At 72.7% G+C, this 16,792-nt stretch carries 18 protein-coding genes; 11 read left to right on the top strand and 7 right to left on the bottom strand.

What is annotated here, in order from left to right; genetic code table 11:
- Positions 1–161: 161 nt before the first annotated feature.
- Positions 162–614 (bottom strand): VOC family protein, encoded by a 453-nt coding sequence (locus tag A4V12_RS15975; RefSeq protein WP_064070001.1) that lies wholly within the window; start codon positions 612–614, stop codon positions 162–164.
- A 21-nt stretch (positions 615–635) separates the two neighbouring features.
- On the opposite strand from A4V12_RS15975, the gene A4V12_RS15970 reads away from it, so the two are divergent.
- Positions 636–1,268: a CGNR zinc finger domain-containing protein gene (locus A4V12_RS15970; RefSeq protein ID WP_064070000.1), complete on the top strand. Its 633-nt coding sequence runs from the start codon at positions 636–638 to the stop codon at positions 1,266–1,268.
- Positions 1,253–1,660 carry a hypothetical protein gene (locus A4V12_RS15965; RefSeq protein ID WP_064069999.1) on the top strand — a complete coding sequence of 136 codons (408 nt, stop codon included), beginning with the start codon at positions 1,253–1,255 and terminating at the stop codon, positions 1,658–1,660. Before A4V12_RS15970 ends, A4V12_RS15965 begins: the two co-directional genes overlap by 16 nt.
- Positions 1,661–1,780: 120 nt before the next feature.
- Here the strand turns inward: A4V12_RS15965 and rarD are convergent, their stop codons facing one another.
- Both rarD and A4V12_RS15955 read right to left on the bottom strand, forming a co-directional pair.
- On the bottom strand, positions 1,781–2,776 hold the full coding sequence (rarD, locus tag A4V12_RS15960; protein WP_234372197.1) for an EamA family transporter RarD: 996 nt from the start codon (positions 2,774–2,776) through the stop codon (positions 1,781–1,783).
- A 184-nt stretch (positions 2,777–2,960) separates the two neighbouring features.
- Positions 2,961–3,824: an SDR family oxidoreductase gene (locus A4V12_RS15955; RefSeq protein ID WP_064069997.1), complete on the bottom strand. Its 864-nt coding sequence runs from the start codon at positions 3,822–3,824 to the stop codon at positions 2,961–2,963.
- Positions 3,825–3,918: 94 nt separating this feature from the next.
- Between A4V12_RS15955 and A4V12_RS15950 the strand changes: the two genes are divergently transcribed.
- The gene (locus tag A4V12_RS15950; RefSeq protein ID WP_423563565.1) at positions 3,919–4,323 is read left to right on the top strand and encodes a winged helix-turn-helix transcriptional regulator; all 405 of its coding nucleotides are present in this window, start codon (positions 3,919–3,921) and stop codon (positions 4,321–4,323) included.
- 73 nt (positions 4,324–4,396) lie between these two features.
- Here A4V12_RS15950 and A4V12_RS15945 read toward each other — a convergent pair whose 3' ends face one another.
- The 4 genes from A4V12_RS15945 to A4V12_RS15930 form a co-directional block, all read right to left on the bottom strand.
- Positions 4,397–5,446 (bottom strand): 2-oxoacid:ferredoxin oxidoreductase subunit beta, encoded by a 1,050-nt coding sequence (locus A4V12_RS15945; protein WP_064069996.1) that lies wholly within the window; start codon positions 5,444–5,446, stop codon positions 4,397–4,399.
- Positions 5,439–7,409 (bottom strand): 2-oxoacid:acceptor oxidoreductase subunit alpha, encoded by a 1,971-nt coding sequence (locus tag A4V12_RS15940; RefSeq protein WP_064069995.1) that lies wholly within the window; start codon positions 7,407–7,409, stop codon positions 5,439–5,441. Before A4V12_RS15940 ends, A4V12_RS15945 begins: the two co-directional genes overlap by 8 nt.
- A 287-nt stretch (positions 7,410–7,696) precedes the next feature.
- Positions 7,697–8,380 (bottom strand): response regulator transcription factor, encoded by a 684-nt coding sequence (locus A4V12_RS15935; RefSeq protein ID WP_344426437.1) that lies wholly within the window; start codon positions 8,378–8,380, stop codon positions 7,697–7,699.
- A gap of 215 nt (positions 8,381–8,595) precedes the next feature.
- Entirely contained in the window at positions 8,596–9,717 is a 1,122-nt protein-coding gene (locus A4V12_RS15930) for a sensor histidine kinase (RefSeq protein WP_079137068.1), read from the bottom strand.
- A gap of 181 nt (positions 9,718–9,898) precedes the next feature.
- Between A4V12_RS15930 and A4V12_RS15925 the strand changes: the two genes are divergently transcribed.
- The 8 genes from A4V12_RS15925 to A4V12_RS15890 are packed head-to-tail and all read left to right on the top strand — an operon-like array spanning position 9,899 to position 16,791.
- Complete coding sequence (locus A4V12_RS15925; protein WP_064069994.1) at positions 9,899–10,309, top strand: NADH-quinone oxidoreductase subunit A; 411 nt, start codon at positions 9,899–9,901, stop codon at positions 10,307–10,309.
- Positions 10,300–10,881, top strand: a complete 582-nt coding sequence (locus A4V12_RS15920; RefSeq protein ID WP_064069993.1) for an NADH-quinone oxidoreductase subunit B — start codon at positions 10,300–10,302, stop codon at positions 10,879–10,881. Before A4V12_RS15925 ends, A4V12_RS15920 begins: the two co-directional genes overlap by 10 nt.
- Positions 10,878–12,242, top strand: coding sequence for an NADH-quinone oxidoreductase subunit C (locus A4V12_RS15915; protein WP_079137067.1), 1,365 nt, complete (start codon positions 10,878–10,880; stop codon positions 12,240–12,242). The genes A4V12_RS15920 and A4V12_RS15915 overlap by 4 nt, the downstream gene beginning before the upstream one ends.
- Positions 12,239–13,207, top strand: coding sequence for a complex I subunit 1/NuoH family protein (locus A4V12_RS15910; RefSeq protein WP_064069992.1), 969 nt, complete (start codon positions 12,239–12,241; stop codon positions 13,205–13,207). Before A4V12_RS15915 ends, A4V12_RS15910 begins: the two co-directional genes overlap by 4 nt.
- Entirely contained in the window at positions 13,207–13,860 is a 654-nt protein-coding gene (locus A4V12_RS15905) for a NuoI/complex I 23 kDa subunit family protein (RefSeq protein WP_064069991.1), read from the top strand. The genes A4V12_RS15910 and A4V12_RS15905 overlap by 1 nt, the downstream gene beginning before the upstream one ends.
- On the top strand, positions 13,857–14,408 hold the full coding sequence (locus tag A4V12_RS15900) for an NADH-quinone oxidoreductase subunit J family protein (RefSeq protein ID WP_064069990.1): 552 nt from the start codon (positions 13,857–13,859) through the stop codon (positions 14,406–14,408). Before A4V12_RS15905 ends, A4V12_RS15900 begins: the two co-directional genes overlap by 4 nt.
- Complete coding sequence (nuoK, locus tag A4V12_RS15895) at positions 14,408–14,803, top strand: NADH-quinone oxidoreductase subunit NuoK (RefSeq protein WP_064069989.1); 396 nt, start codon at positions 14,408–14,410, stop codon at positions 14,801–14,803. The genes A4V12_RS15900 and nuoK overlap by 1 nt, the downstream gene beginning before the upstream one ends.
- A complete protein-coding gene (locus A4V12_RS15890; protein ID WP_064069988.1) occupies positions 14,800–16,791 on the top strand; it encodes an NADH-quinone oxidoreductase subunit 5 family protein in 1,992 nt (663 codons plus the stop codon). The genes nuoK and A4V12_RS15890 overlap by 4 nt, the downstream gene beginning before the upstream one ends.
- Position 16,792: the final 1 nt, after the last annotated feature.

The following is a 16,792-nucleotide window of genomic DNA, read 5'->3' as shown; positions in this document are numbered from 1 at the left end:
GCGGGGCTCGGGGGCCGGGGCGCGCAGGCGGTGCCCGCCGCCGGCTCCATGGGCGGGCGTCGCCGCGCGGGCGTCACGCGCATGGGCGGACGTCACCGCGCGCGGGCCGCGTCACCGCGCGCGGGCGTCCCTGCTGACGTCGGCGGAGCCGGACGCCGACGTCACTGCACGCAGAACTCGTTGCCCTCCGGGTCCGCCATCACGGTCCACTCGCCGCCCGGCTCCTTGACGTGGCGCAGCACCGACGCGCCGCACGCCTCCAGGCGGGCCACCTCCGCGTCGCGCCGGCCGGACGGGGCGTGCAGGTCGAGGTGGAGGCGGTTCTTCCCGGACTTGGGCTCCGGTACGCGCTGGAAGAGCAGTCGCCTGCCGAGCCCGATGCCGTTGTCCTCCTGGTACGGGTCGTCCGGATGCCGGACGGCGACCAGATCCCGCCATGCCCGGCGACCGTGTGCCTCGACGGTCAGGTCCTCCGTCACGTACCCGGCGGAGAGCAGCCGGTCGATCTGGGCGCTGTTGTCCTCGACCAGATACCCCAGCGCCTCGGCCCAGAAGTCGGCCTGGGCGTGCGGGTCGGCCGCGTCGATCACGAGCTTCCAGTGGAGCGCAGTCATGTAACCACTTATAGTGGTTATGTGAGTGCGCGTGCAACGGGAATCACCCTGCGTCCGTCGGATGGCGGCATCTTCCGGTTCGACCCGGGGGCCCTGTGCCTGGAGCTGCTGCTCACCGGCGGTCCCGGCCCGCTCGCCCGGTACGAGGTGCTGGACACCCCCGCCGGCCTCCTGGACTGGGTGGCGGCCTGCCGCCTCGACCCGCCCGGTCTCCGGCTGCCGCCCGTCGGCGAGGACGACCTCGCGGCGGCCCGCCGGCTGCGTGACGCCGTGCTGGGGCTCGCCGCCGCCCGGGCGCACGGTCGCCCCCTCGCGGCCGCCGACCTCGCGGTGGTGAACGCCGCCGCGGCCGTACCACCGCTGGTCGTGCGCATGACGGAGAGCGCGGGACGGGAGTGGGCGCCCGGCGCGAGCGTGGCCGGGCTGCTGTCGACGGTCGCCCGTGACGCGGTCGAGCTGTTCACGGGCCCGCACGCGGCGGCGGGCCGCATCCGGGAGTGCGGCGGCCCCGACTGCTACCTGCTCTTCGTCGACACCTCCCGCCCCGGCCGGCGCCGCTGGTGCGCCATGGAACGGTGCGGCAACCGCCACAAGGTCCGGGCCCACCGCGTCCGTACCCGCAGCGAAGGAGAAGAGGAATGCCCACAGGACTGACCCGCGACGCGGGCTGGGAGATCGGCGTGTCGAAGACCCTGCCGCTGCCGGCCGCCGCCGTCTGGGACTTCATCGCGGGGCCGGAAGGGATCGCGCTGTGGCTCGGCGCCGTGCCGGGCGGTCTGCCCACCGAGAGGGGCGCGGCGTACGAGACGGCCGACGGCGTCACCGGCGAGGTCCGCGGCTACCGGCCCGGCGACCGGGTGCGCCTCACCCATGGCGGGACGACGCTGCAGGTCGCCGTCTCGGCGGCCGGCCCCGGGAAGGCGGTGCTCCGTTTCCATCAGGAGCGCCTCGGGAGCGCGGAGGAGCGCGAGCGGCGCCGGACGCACTGGCAGGAGGTCATGCGCCGGGTGGTCCGGGAACTGGCGGAGCGGCCGCCGGCCGGGTGAACCCGCCCGGCCCACGGCACACGCGCCGGCTCCCGGACACGCCCTCGGTCATGTCGGCAGAGTTCCGCCAGACCCGCGGCGCCGCGCTCCGGGCGGGTGCCGGTACTTTGCCGGCGCTCCCTACACCTGCGGAGCCTCCGTGCGCCCCCGGCCGGCCGGGGGCGCGGCCGTCGTCACCGCGTCCCCGCCCGGGGCCTCGACGGTCCCGCCCGCGCCAGGTGCCTCGGCGGCCGCGCCGGCGGCCGCGGCCCGGGCGGCCGCCCGGCGGAGCGCCGCCGCCTCCGCCCTCGTACGCCGCGAGGTCCGCAGCGCGTCCCACGTCAGGACGGACAGCGCCAGCCAGACGAGCGAGAAGCCCGCCCACCGCTCCGGCGGCATCGCCTCGTGGAAGTAGACGACGCCCAGCAGGAACTGGAACACCGGCGCCAGGTACTGCAGCAGTCCCAGCGTCGACAGCGGCACCCGGATCGCCGCCGCGCCGAAGCAGACCAGCGGCACCGCGGTCACCACGCCGGTCGCGGCCAGCAGCGCGGCGTGGCCCGCCCCGTGCGCACCGAAGTGCGCCGAGCCCTGCGCACCGAGCCACATCAGGTACGCCAGCGCCGGCAGGAACTGGACGGCGGTCTCCGCCGCCAGCGACTCCAGGCCCCCGATGTTGACCTTCTTCTTCACCAGGCCGTAGACGGCGAAGGAGAAGGCGAGCGTCAGTGAGATCCACGGCGGCCGGCCGTACCCCACCGCCAGGACCACCACCGCGGCCAGGCCGGTGCCGACCGCCGCCCACTGCGCCGGCCGCAGCCGCTCCTTCAGCAGCAGGACGCCCATGGCGATGGTGACCAGCGGGTTGATGAAGTACCCCAGGGAGGCCTCCACCACCTGGCCGGCGTTCACGGCCCATATGTACAGGCCCCAGTTGACGGTGATCACGGCCGCGGCGAGCGCGATCAGCCCGAGCTTGCGGGGCTGCCCGAGCAGCTCGCGTATCCAGCCCCAGCGGCGCAGCGCGAGGAGCGCGAGTCCGACGACGGCCAGGGACCAGACCATGCGGTGGGCCAGGATCTCGATCGCCCCGGCCGGCTTCAGCAGCGGCCAGAAGAGGGGCACGAGGCCCCACATGCCGTAGGCGCTCACGCCGTAGAGGAATCCCGCCCGCTGCTCGCCGCCGCTCTTCGCCGCCACCGGCCGCCGCCCTTCCACGCCCCTGTCCTGCCCCGTACTCCGTACGGGCCCTGCGGACGAAGGTAACGCCGCGCGAGGCGGCCTGTCATGTCCGTACCGCGATACGGTCATGACGCCTGGATCACAGCGTGCCGAGCGCCCTGGCCACCGTCTCGGCGAGCGGGGTCGTCGGGCGGCCGATCAGGCGGGACAGCTCGCCGTTCGTGCCGGCCAGCAGGCCGCGCTCGATCGCCCGGTCGACGTCGACCAGGGTCGCGGCGAACGGCTCGGGGACCCCGGCGCCGGTGAGGACGGCCAGGTGCGCCTCGGCGGGCACGTTCTCGTACGCGACGGCCGTGCCGGACTGGCGGGAGACCTCCGCCGCGTACTCGGCCAGCGACCAGGCGGTGTCACCGCTCAGCTCGTACGCCTTCCCCAGGTGACCCTCCCCGGTCAGTACGGCGGCTGCCGCCGCGGCGTAGTCGGCGCGGGCGGCGGAGGCGACGCGGCCCTCGCCCGCGTTGGCGACGACCGTGCCGTGCGCCAGGACCGGGGCCAGCTGGTCGGTGTAGTTCTCGGTGTACCAGCCGTTGCGCAGCAGCGTGTACGGCAGGCCCGAGTCGAGGATCAGCCGCTCGGTGGCCTGGTGCTCCGCTGCCAGGTCGAAGTCGGCGTCCGGCCCGCCGAGGATGCTGGTGTACGCGAGGTGCCCGACGCCCGCGGCCCTGGCCGCGCTGATCACCGCGGCGTGCTGCGGTACGCGCCGCCCCACCGCGTTGCCGGAGATCAGCAGCACGCGGTCGCCCGGCCCGAAGGCGTCGGCCAGGGTCTCCGGCCGGTCGTAGTCCGCGACGCGCAGCTCGACGCCGCGCTCCGCAAGGTCGGCGGCGCGGTCCTTGTCGCGCACGACGGCGGCGACACCGGCCGGCGGGACGCCGTCGGCCAGCAGGGCGTCGATGACGAGGCGGCCGAGGTGGCCGGTGGCTCCGGTGATGACGATGCTCATGGGGTGGTGCTCCGTTCGGTCGGACGATCCGGATCACCAACGTACGGAGGGCACTAACTATAGGAAAGTACCCACTTTGAAGTAAGGTACTGGCATGAGCGTAAGTGATCAGGTGGCGGAGGGCTCCCCGCCCAACTTCCCGCCGAACGTCATGGACGCCATGTGCCCCTCCCGGATGATCCTGGAGCACGTCACCAGCCGCTGGGGCGTCCTGGTGCTCGCCGCCCTCCTGGACCGCTCCTACCGGTTCAGCGAGCTGCGCCGCTTCATCGGGGGCGTGAGCGAGAAGATGCTCGCCCAGACGCTCCAGACCCTGGAGCGCGACGGGTTCGTCCACCGCGACGCCAAGCCCGTCATCCCGCCGCGTGTCGACTACACGCTCACGCCCCTCGGACGCGAGGCGGCCGAACAGGTGTGGGCCCTCGCCCGGTGGACCGAACGGCACGTGGACGACGTCCGGCGGGCGCGGGACGCCTACGACGAGGCCCGGGTCTCCTGACGGAGTCCCGGGCCCTCACCGCCGTCCGCGCGGACACCGGCCGCGATGCCGGCCGGTGCGTCGACCGTCGGCGTCAGCCGACGACCGTCCAGGTGTCGTTGCCCGCGAGCAGTGCCGCGAGATCGCCCTTGCCGTTCTGCTCCACGGCCGCATCGAGCTGGTCGGCCATCTGCGTGTCGTAGACGGGGCGCCGGACGGCCCGGAACACGCCGATGGGCGTGTGGTGCAGCGTGTCCGGATCCGCGAGCCGCGAGAGGGCGAACGCCGTCGTGGGGCTCGCGCCGTGCGCGTCGTGCACGATGACCTGGCTCTCGTTCTCCGGGGTGACCGCCACGACCTTCAGGTCGCCGGTCGCCGCGTCCCGGACAACACCCTTGGCGCCCCCGGGGCCGAAGCGGACCGGCTGCCCGTGTTCGAGCCGGATCACCGCCTCCTCGGCCTTCTCCTTGTCCTTCAGCGCGTCGAAGGCCCCGTCGTTGAAGATGTTGCAGTTCTGGTAGATCTCCACCAGCGCCGTGCCGGGGTGGTCGGCCGCCTGCCGCAGGACCTCGGTGAGGTGCTTGCGATCGGAGTCGACGGTCCGCGCAACGAAGGACGCCTCCGCCCCGATGGCCAGGGACACCGGGTTGAACGGCGCGTCGAGCGAACCCATCGGCGTCGACTTGGTGACCTTGCCGACCTCGGACGTCGGCGAGTACTGCCCCTTGGTCAGGCCGTAGATCCGGTTGTTGAACAGCAGGATCTTCAGGTTGACGTTGCGCCGCAGGGCGTGGATGAGGTGGTTGCCGCCGATGGACAGCGCGTCCCCGTCACCGGTGACGACCCAGACGGACAGATCGGTCCGTGACGAGGCGAGACCCGTCGCGATCGCGGGCGCCCGGCCGTGGATCGAGTGCATCCCATAGGTGTTCATGTAGTACGGGAACCGGGACGAGCAGCCGATGCCGGAGACGAAGACGATGTTCTCCTTCGCCAGACCGAGCTCGGGCATGAAGCCCTGCACGGCGGCGAGGATGGCGTAGTCGCCGCAACCGGGGCACCAGCGCACTTCCTGATCGGACTTGAAGTCCTTCATGGACTGCTTGGCCTCGGCCTTGGGCACCAGCTTCAGCGCCTCAGTCATGGATGGCCTCCTTGAGAGCCGTCGCGAGCTGCTCGGCCTTGAACGGCATGCCGTTCACCTGGGTATAGCTGTGCGCGTCGACCAGATATTTCGCCCGGATGAGCGTGGCGAGCTGGCCGAGGTTCATCTCCGGCACGACGACCCTGTCGTACCGCTTCAGCACGATCCCCAGGTTCTTCGGGAAGGGGTTGAGGTGGCGCAGATGGGCCTGGGCGATGGACTCTCCCGCCGAGCGCAGCCGCCGCACGGCGGCCGTGATCGGTCCGTACGTCGAGCCCCACCCCAGCACCAGGGTGCGGGCGGCGGAACCCGGGTCGTCGATCTCCAGGTCGGGCACGTCGATGCCGTCGATCTTGGCCTGACGGGTGCGGACCATGAAGTCGTGGTTGGCCGGGTCGTACGAGATGTTGCCCGTGCCGTCCTGCTTCTCGATGCCGCCGATGCGGTGCTCCAGCCCCGGCGTGCCCGGCAGGGCCCAGGGGCGGGCCAGGGTCTCCGGGTCGCGCTTGTACGGCCAGAAGACCTCGGTGCCGTCCTCCAGGGTGTGGTTGGGGCCGGTGGCGAACCGGACACCCAGGTCGGGCAACTCCTCCAGGTCCGGGATGCGCCACGGCTCGGAACCGTTGGCCAGGTAGCCGTCGGAGAGCAGGAACACCGGGGTGCGGTAGGTCAGCGCGATCCGCGCCGCCTCCAGCGCCGCGTCGAAGCAGTCGGCCGGGGTCCTCGGCGCCACCACCGGCACCGGCGCCTCGCCGTTGCGCCCGTACATCGCCTGGAGCAGGTCCGCCTGCTCCGTCTTCGTCGGCAGGCCGGTGGACGGGCCGCCGCGCTGGATGTCGACGATCAGCAGCGGCAGCTCCAGCGAGACCGCGAGCCCGATCGTCTCGGACTTCAGCGCCACACCGGGGCCGGACGTGGTGGTGACCGCCAGCGATCCGCCGAAGGCGGCCCCCAGGGCGGCGCCGATCCCGGCGATCTCGTCCTCGGCCTGGAAGGTCCGCACACCGAAGTTCTTGTGCTTGGACAGCTCGTGCAGGATGTCGGACGCCGGGGTGATCGGGTAGGAGCCCAGGTACAGCGGCAGGTCCGCCTGCCGGGACGCGGCGATCAGCCCGTAGGAGAGGGCCAGGTTCCCGGAGATGTTGCGGTAGGTGCCGGCCGGGAACGCCTTGGTGGCCGGGGCCACCTCGTAGGAGACGGCGAAGTCCTCGGTCGTCTCGCCGAAGTTCCACCCCGCCCGGAACGCCGCCACATTGGCTTCGGCGATCTCCGGCTTCCTGGCGAACTTCTGCCGCAGGAACTTCTCCGTGCCCTCCGTCGGCCGGTGGTACATCCAGCTGAGCAGTCCGAGCGCGAACATGTTCTTGGAACGCTCGGCCTCCTTGCGGGACAGGCCGAAGTCCTTGAGCGCCTCGACCGTCAGCGTCGTCAGCGGCACCGGGTGGACCCGGTAGCCGTCCAGCGAGCCGTCCTCCAGGGGCGAGGTCTCGTACCCGACCTTCGCCATGGCCCGCTTGGCGAACTCGTCGGTGTTGATGATGATCTCGCTGCCGCGCGGGACGTCCGCGATGTTCGCCTTCAGCGCGGCGGGGTTCATCGCGACCAGGACGTTCGGCGCGTCACCGGGAGTGAGGATGTCGTGGTCGGCGAAGTGCAGCTGGAACGACGAGACACCCGGCAGGGTGCCGGCGGGTGCCCGGATCTCGGCGGGGAAGTTCGGCAGGGTGGACAGGTCGTTCCCGAAGGACGCGGTCTCCGACGTGAAACGGTCACCCGTCAGCTGCATACCGTCGCCCGAGTCACCCGCGAAGCGGATGATCACTCGGTCCAGACGGCGTACTTCCTTCTCCGCACCGTGCTGGCCGGGGCCGCCACGCTGTTCCCCGACGACGGTCTCTCCGGCCGTCCGGGTCCCATCGGACCCGTCGGCCCGATCGGCTGGGCTACTGACCTGGCTGGTCACTGAACTGGACCTCCCTCGAGACAAGGGGCCTCCCCGCCGTCGGCGGGGGAACGCTCGGGAGACAGCCGGCCCACCGGCCGTCCCAAGGCCCACCCTACGTCCGTAAGGGGCGCCCTCCCTGGACCGCTCACATGATGGACGCCTCTCGGAGACGTCCTTACGCCCTCGATCATCATGCTTTGTCTCCCCCCGCGCCGTTCGGTAACGACGCTCCCGACTCATCCTTGGGTTCCGGGCCGTGCGGCAGGTGCCGCGGCCGGCGGCGCAGGTCCGGCGGGCGCGCCACGTCAGCCGTTCAGGTAGGTCAGCACCGCGAGCACCCGCCGGTGGTCACCGTCGCTCGGCGACAGACCGAGCTTCAGGAAGATGTTGCTCACGTGCTTCTCCACCGCGCCCTCGCTCACGTTCAGCTGACGGGCGATCGCCGAGTTCGTCCGGCCTTCCGCCATCAGGCCGAGTACCTCGCGCTCGCGCGGCGTCAGCGCCGCCAGCACGTCCTGCTTACGGCTGCGGCCGAGCAGCTGGGCCACCACTTCCGGGTCCAGCGCGGTGCCGCCACGGGCCACCCTCACCACGGCGTCCACGAACTCCCGGACCTCGGCCACCCGGTCCTTCAGCAGGTAGCCCACCCCGCGGCTGTTGCCGGCCAGCAGCTCGGTGGCGTACCGCTCCTCCACGTACTGCGACAGCACCAGCACCCCGAGGCCGGGGTGCTCCGCCCGCAGCCGCACCGCCGCCCGCACCCCCTCGTCGGTGTGGGTCGGCGGCATCCGCACATCGGCCACCACCACGTCCGGCAGCTCGCCGCCGTCGGCCAGCTCGCCCACCGTCTTCACCAGCGCGTCGCCGTCGCCCACCCCGGCGACGACGTCGTGGCCCCGGTCGGTCAGCAGCCGGGTCAGGCCCTCCCGGAGCAGTACCGAATCCTCCGCGATGACCACTCGCACCCTGTCCTCCACCACGACCCGCATCCCCCATGAATCGACGTGCACCACGCGAAGTCCGCGTCCGGGCTCCAGCATCCCAGCAGCCGGACGCCGGCGGGTCGGCCTGTGGACAACTCGCCGGCATCCGGCCGCCGGGCCGCCGAGGGACCGGACACGGAGCCGGGCACGGAGGCGCACCGAGGGACGCGTGGGGGTGATCGGGCCGGGGTGCCGTCGAGGACGGCAGGAGGACGGCGGGTTCATCCCCGCCAGGGCAGCTCGGCGGTGATCGTCGTCGGGCCGCCCGCCGGGGAGTGCACGGCGAAGATGCCGTCCACCGCGTCCAGCCGCTCCGTCAGCCCCGCGAGGCCCCCGCCCTTGGTCACGTCCGCGCCGCCACGACCGTCGTCCGTCACCTGGAGCATCAGCCTGTCGTCCACTCGCCATACGTCGACCGTCGCACGGCTGGCTCGTGAGTGCTTCGAGATGTTCTGGAGCAGCTCCGAGACGGTGAAGTAGGCGATGCCCTCGATCGCCTCCGCCGGCCGCTCGGGCAGGTCCACCTCCACGGTGACCGGGACGGTGCAGCGGGAGGCGACGGAGGAGAGGGCGGCGTCGAGGCCCCGGTCGGTGAGGACGGCGGGGTGGATGCCCCGGGCGAGGTCGCGCAGTTCCTGGAGGGCGAGCTTCACCTCGCCGTGTGCCTCGTCGACCATGGCGGCGGCGGTCTTGGGGTCCTCCAGCAGTTTCTCCTTGGCCAGCCCCAGATCCATGGCGAGGGCGACGAGGCGGGCCTGGGCGCCGTCGTGCAGGTCGCGCTCGATGCGGCGCAGGTCGGCGGCGGCGGTGTCGACCACCACACCCCGGTCCGACTCCAGCTCGGAGATCCGGCGCTCCAGTTCGTCGGACGGCGAGAGCAGGCCGCGCACCATCGCCCGGTCCACGTTGCTCAACGCCCGGGCGAGATACGGCAGCACCGGCCACAGGACGACGAGACCCACCAGGGTCACGGTGAACGTCAGGACGCCCCACGGGAGCCGTATGAACTCGTACAGCACCGTCCGCCAGGCCACCGAGTCCTTCAGCACCGTCCACAGCCAGGCGAAGAAGCCGCCGCCGGGCCGGTGCGGCAGCGGGCTGGGCTCGTCCACGCGTATGCCCAGCAGCACCCGCGCCCGGGCCCGCTCCGCCCGGCCCAGCCGGCGCGCGCCGACCAGCCCGGCCGCGAGCAGCGGGAGCCCGACGACGGTCACCGACAGCCCCGCCCCGACGGCGACGATCAACACCACGTAGACAAAGCCGATCAGGGCGATCGGAAGGTTGGCCAGAAGGTGGGCCACTTCCTTCCAGACATACCGGTCGTATGCGATGCGTGCGGTCATGCGGACCAGCCTGCCGGTCGGGGCGGGCCGACGCCATGGGGTCCGTGGGGGGAGGGGAAGTAGGGATAACCCCACCTGAAGTGCGGCACGGCTGATTACCGGCGCTGGGCCAGGGCCTAGACTCCCGTGCGTACAGATCGCATAAACATCGCCGCGAGGGCAGGGAGCGAGGGAGACGGACGTGCCGGAGCCGACCGTGCGGACCGTACCGACCGCACTCGCCGCCGACTATTTCCAGAGCTATTCGGTCGTCGGCCTGCTCGCCGTGATCGGCGTGCTGTTCGTCGCGGTCGCCTTCGCGGCCGGACGGCTGCTGCGGCCGGTCGTGCCGACGCCGGAGAAGCTGCTGACGTACGAATGCGGCGTCGACCCCGTCGGCGAGGGCTGGGCCCACACCCAGGTCCGCTACTACGTCTACGCTTTTCTGTACGTCATCTTCGCGGTGGACTCGATCTTCCTCTTCCCGTGGGCGACCGTCTTCGCCGCACCCGGTTACGGCGCCACGACGCTGGTCGAGATGTTCATCTTCCTCGGCTTCCTGACCGTGGGGCTGCTCTACGCGTACAAGAAGGGCGTCCTGACATGGACGTGACCCCTGTCGATCTTCCCGAGCCGAAGAGGCTCGGAGCCCTCGCGCGGCTCGCTCCGGAGCCGATGAAGGTGGTCCTGAACTGGGGCCGCCGCTACAGCCTGTGGGTCTTCAACTTCGGGCTCGCCTGCTGCGCGATCGAGTTCATCGCGGCGTCCATGGCGCGGCACGACTTCATCCGCCTGGGCGTGATCCCCTTCGCCCCGGGCCCGCGCCAGGCCGACCTGATGGTCGTGTCCGGGACGGTCACCGACAAGATGGCGCCCGCGGTGAAGCGGCTGTACGAGCAGATGCCCGAGCCCAAGTACGTCATCTCCTTCGGCGCCTGCTCCAACTGCGGCGGCCCCTACTGGGACTCGTACTCCGTCACCAAGGGCGTCGACCAGATCATCCCGGTCGACGTGTACGTGCCGGGCTGCCCGCCGCGGCCGGAGGCACTGCTCCAGGGCATCCTCAAACTGCAGGAGAAGATCGCCCGCGAGTCGCTGGGCGAGCGGTACGGCCACGGACGCCCGTCGTCGTCCGTCGGCCAGCTGCGCAGCGGACTGCTCCCCCCGCCGGGAGGTACGGCGTGAACGCCTACGACCGTCTTCCGGACGCCGCCGGCGAGCTCTTCGGCGACGGGGCCACGGCCGAGCGGACGTACGACCTGCTGACGGTCGACGTCCCCGCCGCCTCCTGGACCAGCGCGCTGGAGACCGCCCGGGACGAGCTGCGCTGCACCTACTTCGACTGGCTGAGCGCGGTCGACGAGCCCGCCACCGGCTTCCTCGTCTGCGCCCACGTGGCCGCCCTCGAGGGCGGCCGGGTGCGGCGGCTCCTCCTGCGGACGACGGTCCCGCACGACGCGCCCGCCCTGCCGAGCGCCGTGGGCGTCTACGCCGGCGCGGCCTGGCATGAGCGCGAGACGTACGAGATGTTCGGCGTCACGTTCACCGGCCACCCGCACCTGGTGCCGCTGCTGCTGCCGGAGGGCTTCGAGGGCCACCCGCTGCGCAAGGACTTCGTGCTGGCCGCCCGCGTGGCCAAGGCGTGGCCGGGTGCCAAGGAGCCGGGGGAGTCCGAGCACGGCGGACCCAAGCGGCGCCAGATGCTGCCGCCGGGCGTCCCCGACCCCAACGACTGGGGCCCGCTGAAGGGTCAGCTCCCGCCCGCCCCCGCGCGGCCGGCCCGTGCCGCGCGGGCCGCCGGCGACCGCCCGGTCCGCCGCGCGCGCACGGCGGGCGAGGGCTCGGCGAGCCAGCAGGCGCCCGAGGCGACCGCACCGCAGGCGGCCGGACCGCGCCGCGCCCGCAGCGCCTCGGAGGGCTCGGCGAGCCAGGCCGCCGCCCGGGCGACCCCGGCCGGCCGGCCCGCCGAACCGGCACCGGACACGCCTCCGACGCCCCCGCGCCGCCCCCGCAGCGCGGACGCCCCCTGGAACAACCCGCGTCCCGCCTTCGACGACGCCCCGGCCCCCGCGCCCGAGCCGCCGGCCCCCGCGCCGGCCGAGCCCGCGACCGCGCCGGAGCCCGCCGAACGCGCGGAGCCCACCGAGCCCGCCGAGCGCGTGGAGCCGGCGCCCGCGACCGCGCCGCCCGCTGCCCCCGCACCCCAACCCGGCCCGCCCGGACCTGAGGACACCGACGACCGTCCCGCTGACGGATCGCAGCCCACGGCCGGCGACCGCGCCGGCGAGGGGCGGGACGCCGCGGCCGCCCCGGAGCCGGAGGGCTCCGGACCGCGACCGGCCGACCGGTCCACGGACACCGGAACCACGGACACCGGAACCACGGACACCGGAACCACGGACACCGGAACCACGGACACCGAGCCCGCGGACACCGGAACCACGGACACCGAGCCCGCGGAGACCGGGTCCACGGACACGGACCCCGGACCCGCGGACCCCGGACCCACGGACAACCGACGCACGAACACCGGAGGAGACGCGTGAACGACGTACTCGACGTCGCCCTCCGGCTGCTCGTCGTCTTCGGCGTGTTCATGGTCCTGCCCCTGGTGATCGGCCAGACCGAGCACAAGGTCATGGCCCATATGCAGGGACGCCTCGGGCCCATGTACGCCGGAGGCTTCCACGGCTGGGCCCAGCTCGTCGCCGACGGTGTGAAGTTCGCGCAGAAGGAGGACGTGGTTCCGGCCAACGCCGACCGCCGCATCTTCCAGCTCGCCCCGGCCGTCGCCCTGCTGCCCTACCTCCTGGTCCTGGTCGCCATCCCGATCGGCCCCGGCGAGGGGGCGGTCGGCGAGGTCGTCGACGCGGGCATCTTCTTCGTCCTGGCCGTCATGGGCGTCGGCGTGCTCGGCTCGCTCATGGCCGGCTGGGCGTCCGCCAACAAGTTCTCCCTCCTCGGCGGTCTGCGTACCGCCGCCCAGCTCCTCGCCTACGAGCTGCCCATGCTGCTCGCCGCCGCGTCCGTCGCCATGGCGGCGGGCACGGTGTCCCTCCCCGGCATCGTCGACGCCTTCGAGTGGTGGTGGCTGCCCTGGCAGATCGTCGGCGCACTCGTCTTCTTCGTCGCCGGCCTCGCCGAGCTCCAGCGCCCGCCCTTCGACATGCCGGTCGCCGACTCCGAGATCATCTTCGGCGCCTACACCGAGTACACCGGTCTGCGCTTCGCGCTGTTCCTGCTGGCCGAGTACGCCGGCATCGTCGTCCTGTGCGGGCTGACCACCGTCCTCTTCCTCGGCGGCTGGCACGGACCGTTCGGGGCCGAGGGCCTGGGCTGGGTGTGGACCCTGCTCAAGACCGCGGTACTCGCCTTCATCGTGATCTGGCTGCGCGTGAGCTACCCGCGGCTGCGCGAGGACCAGCTGCAGAAGCTCGCCTGGACCACCCTCGTCCCGCTCGCCCTCGCCCAGATCGCCCTCACCGGCATCGTCAAGGTGGTGATCCAGTAATGGCCCCGATCCCCGGATCCGGCCTCGCGAAGGGCCTGGCCGTCACCCTGCGCACGATGACGAAGAAGAGCCACACCGCGCAGTACCCCGACGCCCAGCCCGACCTGCCGCCGCGCACCCGCGGCGTGATCGGCCTGTTCGAGGAGAACTGCACGGTCTGCATGCTCTGCGCCCGCGAGTGTCCCGACTGGTGCATCTACATCGACTCCCACAAGGAGACGATCCCCGCCGCCGCCCCGGGCGGCCGCGAGCGCAGCCGCAACGTCCTCGACCGGTTCGCCATCGACTTCGCGCTGTGCATGTACTGCGGCATCTGCATCGAGGTCTGTCCTTTCGACGCGCTGTTCTGGTCCCCGGAGTTCGAGTACGCGGAGACGGACATCCACGAACTGACCCACGAGCGGGACAAGCTCCGCGAGTGGATGTGGACGGTCCCCGAACCGCCCGCCCTCGACCCGGGCGCGGAGGAACCCAAGGAGATCGCCGCCGCCCGCAAGGCGGCGGAGAAGCTCGCCGCCACCCAGGCCGCCGAAGCCGCCGAAGCCGACCGGGGCCGGGCCGCCGAAGCCGACCGGGCCGCCGGGTCCGGCACGCGACCCGCCGCCCCCGGCACCGGCGAGCCGCAGCCGCCCACCGAGGGAGGAACCGCGTGACGCTCGCCGCCACCCACGGCTTCCTGTCGCCCACCGGCGTCGAGATCGCCTTCCTCCTCGTCGGGATCGTCACCCTCGGCGCCGCCGTCGTCACCGTGACCACCCGGCAGCTGGTGCACGCCGCGCTCTGGCTGGTCGTGGCGCTCGGCGGACTCGCCGTCGAGTACCTCCTCCTCACCGCGGAGTTCATCGCCTGGGTGCAGGTGCTGATCTACGTCGGTTCCGTCGTCGTCCTCCTCCTCTTCGGTCTGATGCTCACCAAGGCACCCATCGGCCGCTCGCCCGACGCCGACTCGGGCAACCGCCCCGCCGCCCTGGCGGTGGCCGTCGCCGCCGCGGCCGCCCTGGTCTGGGTCGTCGTCGACGCGTTCCGCGCCACCTGGATCGACCTGGACGGGCCCGCCCAGGGCTCCACCAAGGTGTCGGGCTCCATCCTGTTCCGGCACTGGGTGCTGCCCTTCGAGGCGCTCTCCGTCCTCCTCCTGGCCGCGCTCGTCGGGGCGATCGTCCTGTCCCGCAAGGACCGCGAGCGGGAGGACGGCAACTGATGCACCTCGCCTACCCGGCGGTCCTCGCCGTCCTGCTGTTCTGCACCGGTCTGTACGGCGTGCTCGCCCGCCGCAACGCGATCCTGGTCCTGATGTCCGTCGAGCTGATGCTCAACGCCGTCAACCTCAACCTGGTCGCCTTCGACGTGTGGCTGCGCGACACCCTGCACGCCGGCCAGGCGCTCACCCTCTTCACCATCGCCATCGCCGCCGCCGAGATCGGCATCGGCCTGGCGATCGTCCTGATGGTCTACCGCAACCGCGGCACCTCGGACATCGACAAGCTCCGTGACAACGCCGAGGCCCCCGGTGCGGACGGCGCCCGGGGCACCGACGAGACCGCGGGCACCGACGAGACGGCGGGCCCCGACGAGAAGGCCGAGGCCGCCGCGTGACCACCACGACCCTCGCCGTCCTCGTTCCCCTCCTCCCGTTCCTCGGCGCCGCGGGCGGCCTGCTGCTCGGCCGCACCGCCCCCGGGTTCGTGCGGCCGCTGGCCGTCCTGCCGACGCTCGCCGCCCTCGTCCTCGCCGTCCTCGTCGCCGTACGCCAGGGCGGCGGCAAGGCGATCGACGCGGCGACCCAGCTCACCCCGACCGGCTCGGTGCCGATCGACCTCGCCCTCCACCTGGACGGCTTCGCCGCCCTGACCGCCGTGCTGGTGGGCCTCGTCGCCTCGTGCGTGCAGCTGTACTCCACCGGTTACCTGCGCGACGACCCGCGCTACCCGTCGTACGCGGCGCTCGTCTCCCTGTTCACCTCCGCGATGCTGCTGGTCGTCTACTCCGGCGACCTGATGGTGCTCCTGGTCGGCTGGGAGATCATGGGCATCTGCTCGTACTTCCTCGTCGGCCACTACTGGGAGACTCCCGAGGCACGGGCGGCCTCCCTGAAGGCCTTCCTGGTCACCAAGCTCGGCGACGTCCCCTTCCTGATCGGCCTCTTCGCGCTGGCGGCCGACGCCGGCACGTTCCGGATCACCGGGATCCTCGGCACGGTCGCCACCGGCGGCCTCGACCACCCCACCCTGGTGGCGCTCCTCCTGCTCGCGGGTGTCGCCGGCAAGTCCGCGCAGTTCCCGCTGCACACCTGGCTCCCGGACGCCATGGCCGGCCCGACGCCCGTCTCCGCGCTGATCCACGCCGCCACGATGGTCGCCGCCGGTGTGTACTTCGTGGCCCGCCTCCTCCCGGTCTTCGCCGCCTCCGCGGCCGCCATGACCGTGCTCGCCGTGATGGCCGCGGTCACGATGGTCGGCTCGGGACTCGCCGCCCTCGCGCAGGACGACATCAAGCGGGTCCTCGCCTACTCGACCATCGGCCAGCTCGGCTACATGTCCGGCGCCCTGGCCGTCGGCGACCGGGGCGCGGCCGTCTTCCACCTCCTGTCGCACGGCGCCTTCAAGGCGCTGCTGTTCCTCGCCGCGGGCGTGATCATCCACGCCGCCGGCACGAACTCGCTGGCGGCCATGTCCCGCATGCGGGGCCTGGCCGGCCGCATCCCCGACGCGTACTGGACGATGACGGTCGCGCTGCTCGCACTGGCCGCGATCCCGCCATTCGCCGGCTTCTTCTCCAAGGAAGCCGTCCTCGTGGCCGCCGAGCACACCGCCCTCGGCGACCGGACCGTCGCCCCGGCCGGGGCGGGCTGGATCGTCCTGGTGTCCGGCCTTGTCACCGCCCTGCTCACCGCCGCCTACGCGACCCGCCTGTGGCTGCTGGCCTTCCGCGGCCGGGGCGCCCAGGCTCCGGAACACGGCAGGCAGCCGCTCGTGATGAACGCCGTGCTGTGGGTGCTCGCCATCCCCTCCCTGGCCTTCGGCCTGGCCGTGGGCGTGCTCGACGACTGGTTCGACGGCCACGCCCTCACCCCGACCGTCACCACCGCCGTGCTGGGCACCGGCATCGCCCTCGTCGGCGGCCTGGTCACCTACGCCACCTGGCGGCACACCACCGCGATGGCCGCCCGGCACCCGATCGGAGCCGTCGCCGCCCACCCCGAGGCCGAACCCGCCGTGTCCGAGGCGGAGGCGATCGCGACGCACACCCCGGCCTACGGCGACATCGCGGCGGCCCCCGACCCCGCCGACCCCGGCCGCCTGCTGCTCGGCCCGCTGCACCGGCACGCCGCCGCCGGCTTCCACCTCGACGCCGTCTACTCCGCCCTGTTCGTGCGCCCCGTCAGGGCGGCGGCCTCACTGGTCGCCTTCCTCGACCGCGAGGTCGTCGAGACGTACGTCCGCGGAGCGGGCAGCGGCACCAACCTGCTGGGCCGGGCCGTCCGGCGCGCCCAGACCGGCAACGTGCAGACCTACCTCAGCGCCCTGCTCGCCGGCTCCGTCGTCCTGGCGATCGCCGCCGTCCTCGTAGCCGCCGGAGCGTGAG

This window comes from Streptomyces noursei, assembly GCF_001646665.1.
Classification (GTDB): Bacteria; Actinomycetota; Actinomycetes; order Streptomycetales; family Streptomycetaceae; genus Streptomyces; species Streptomyces lavendulocolor.
The sequence above is the reverse complement of the archived record's forward strand: the minus strand, read 5'-3'. Positions and strand labels throughout refer to the sequence as shown.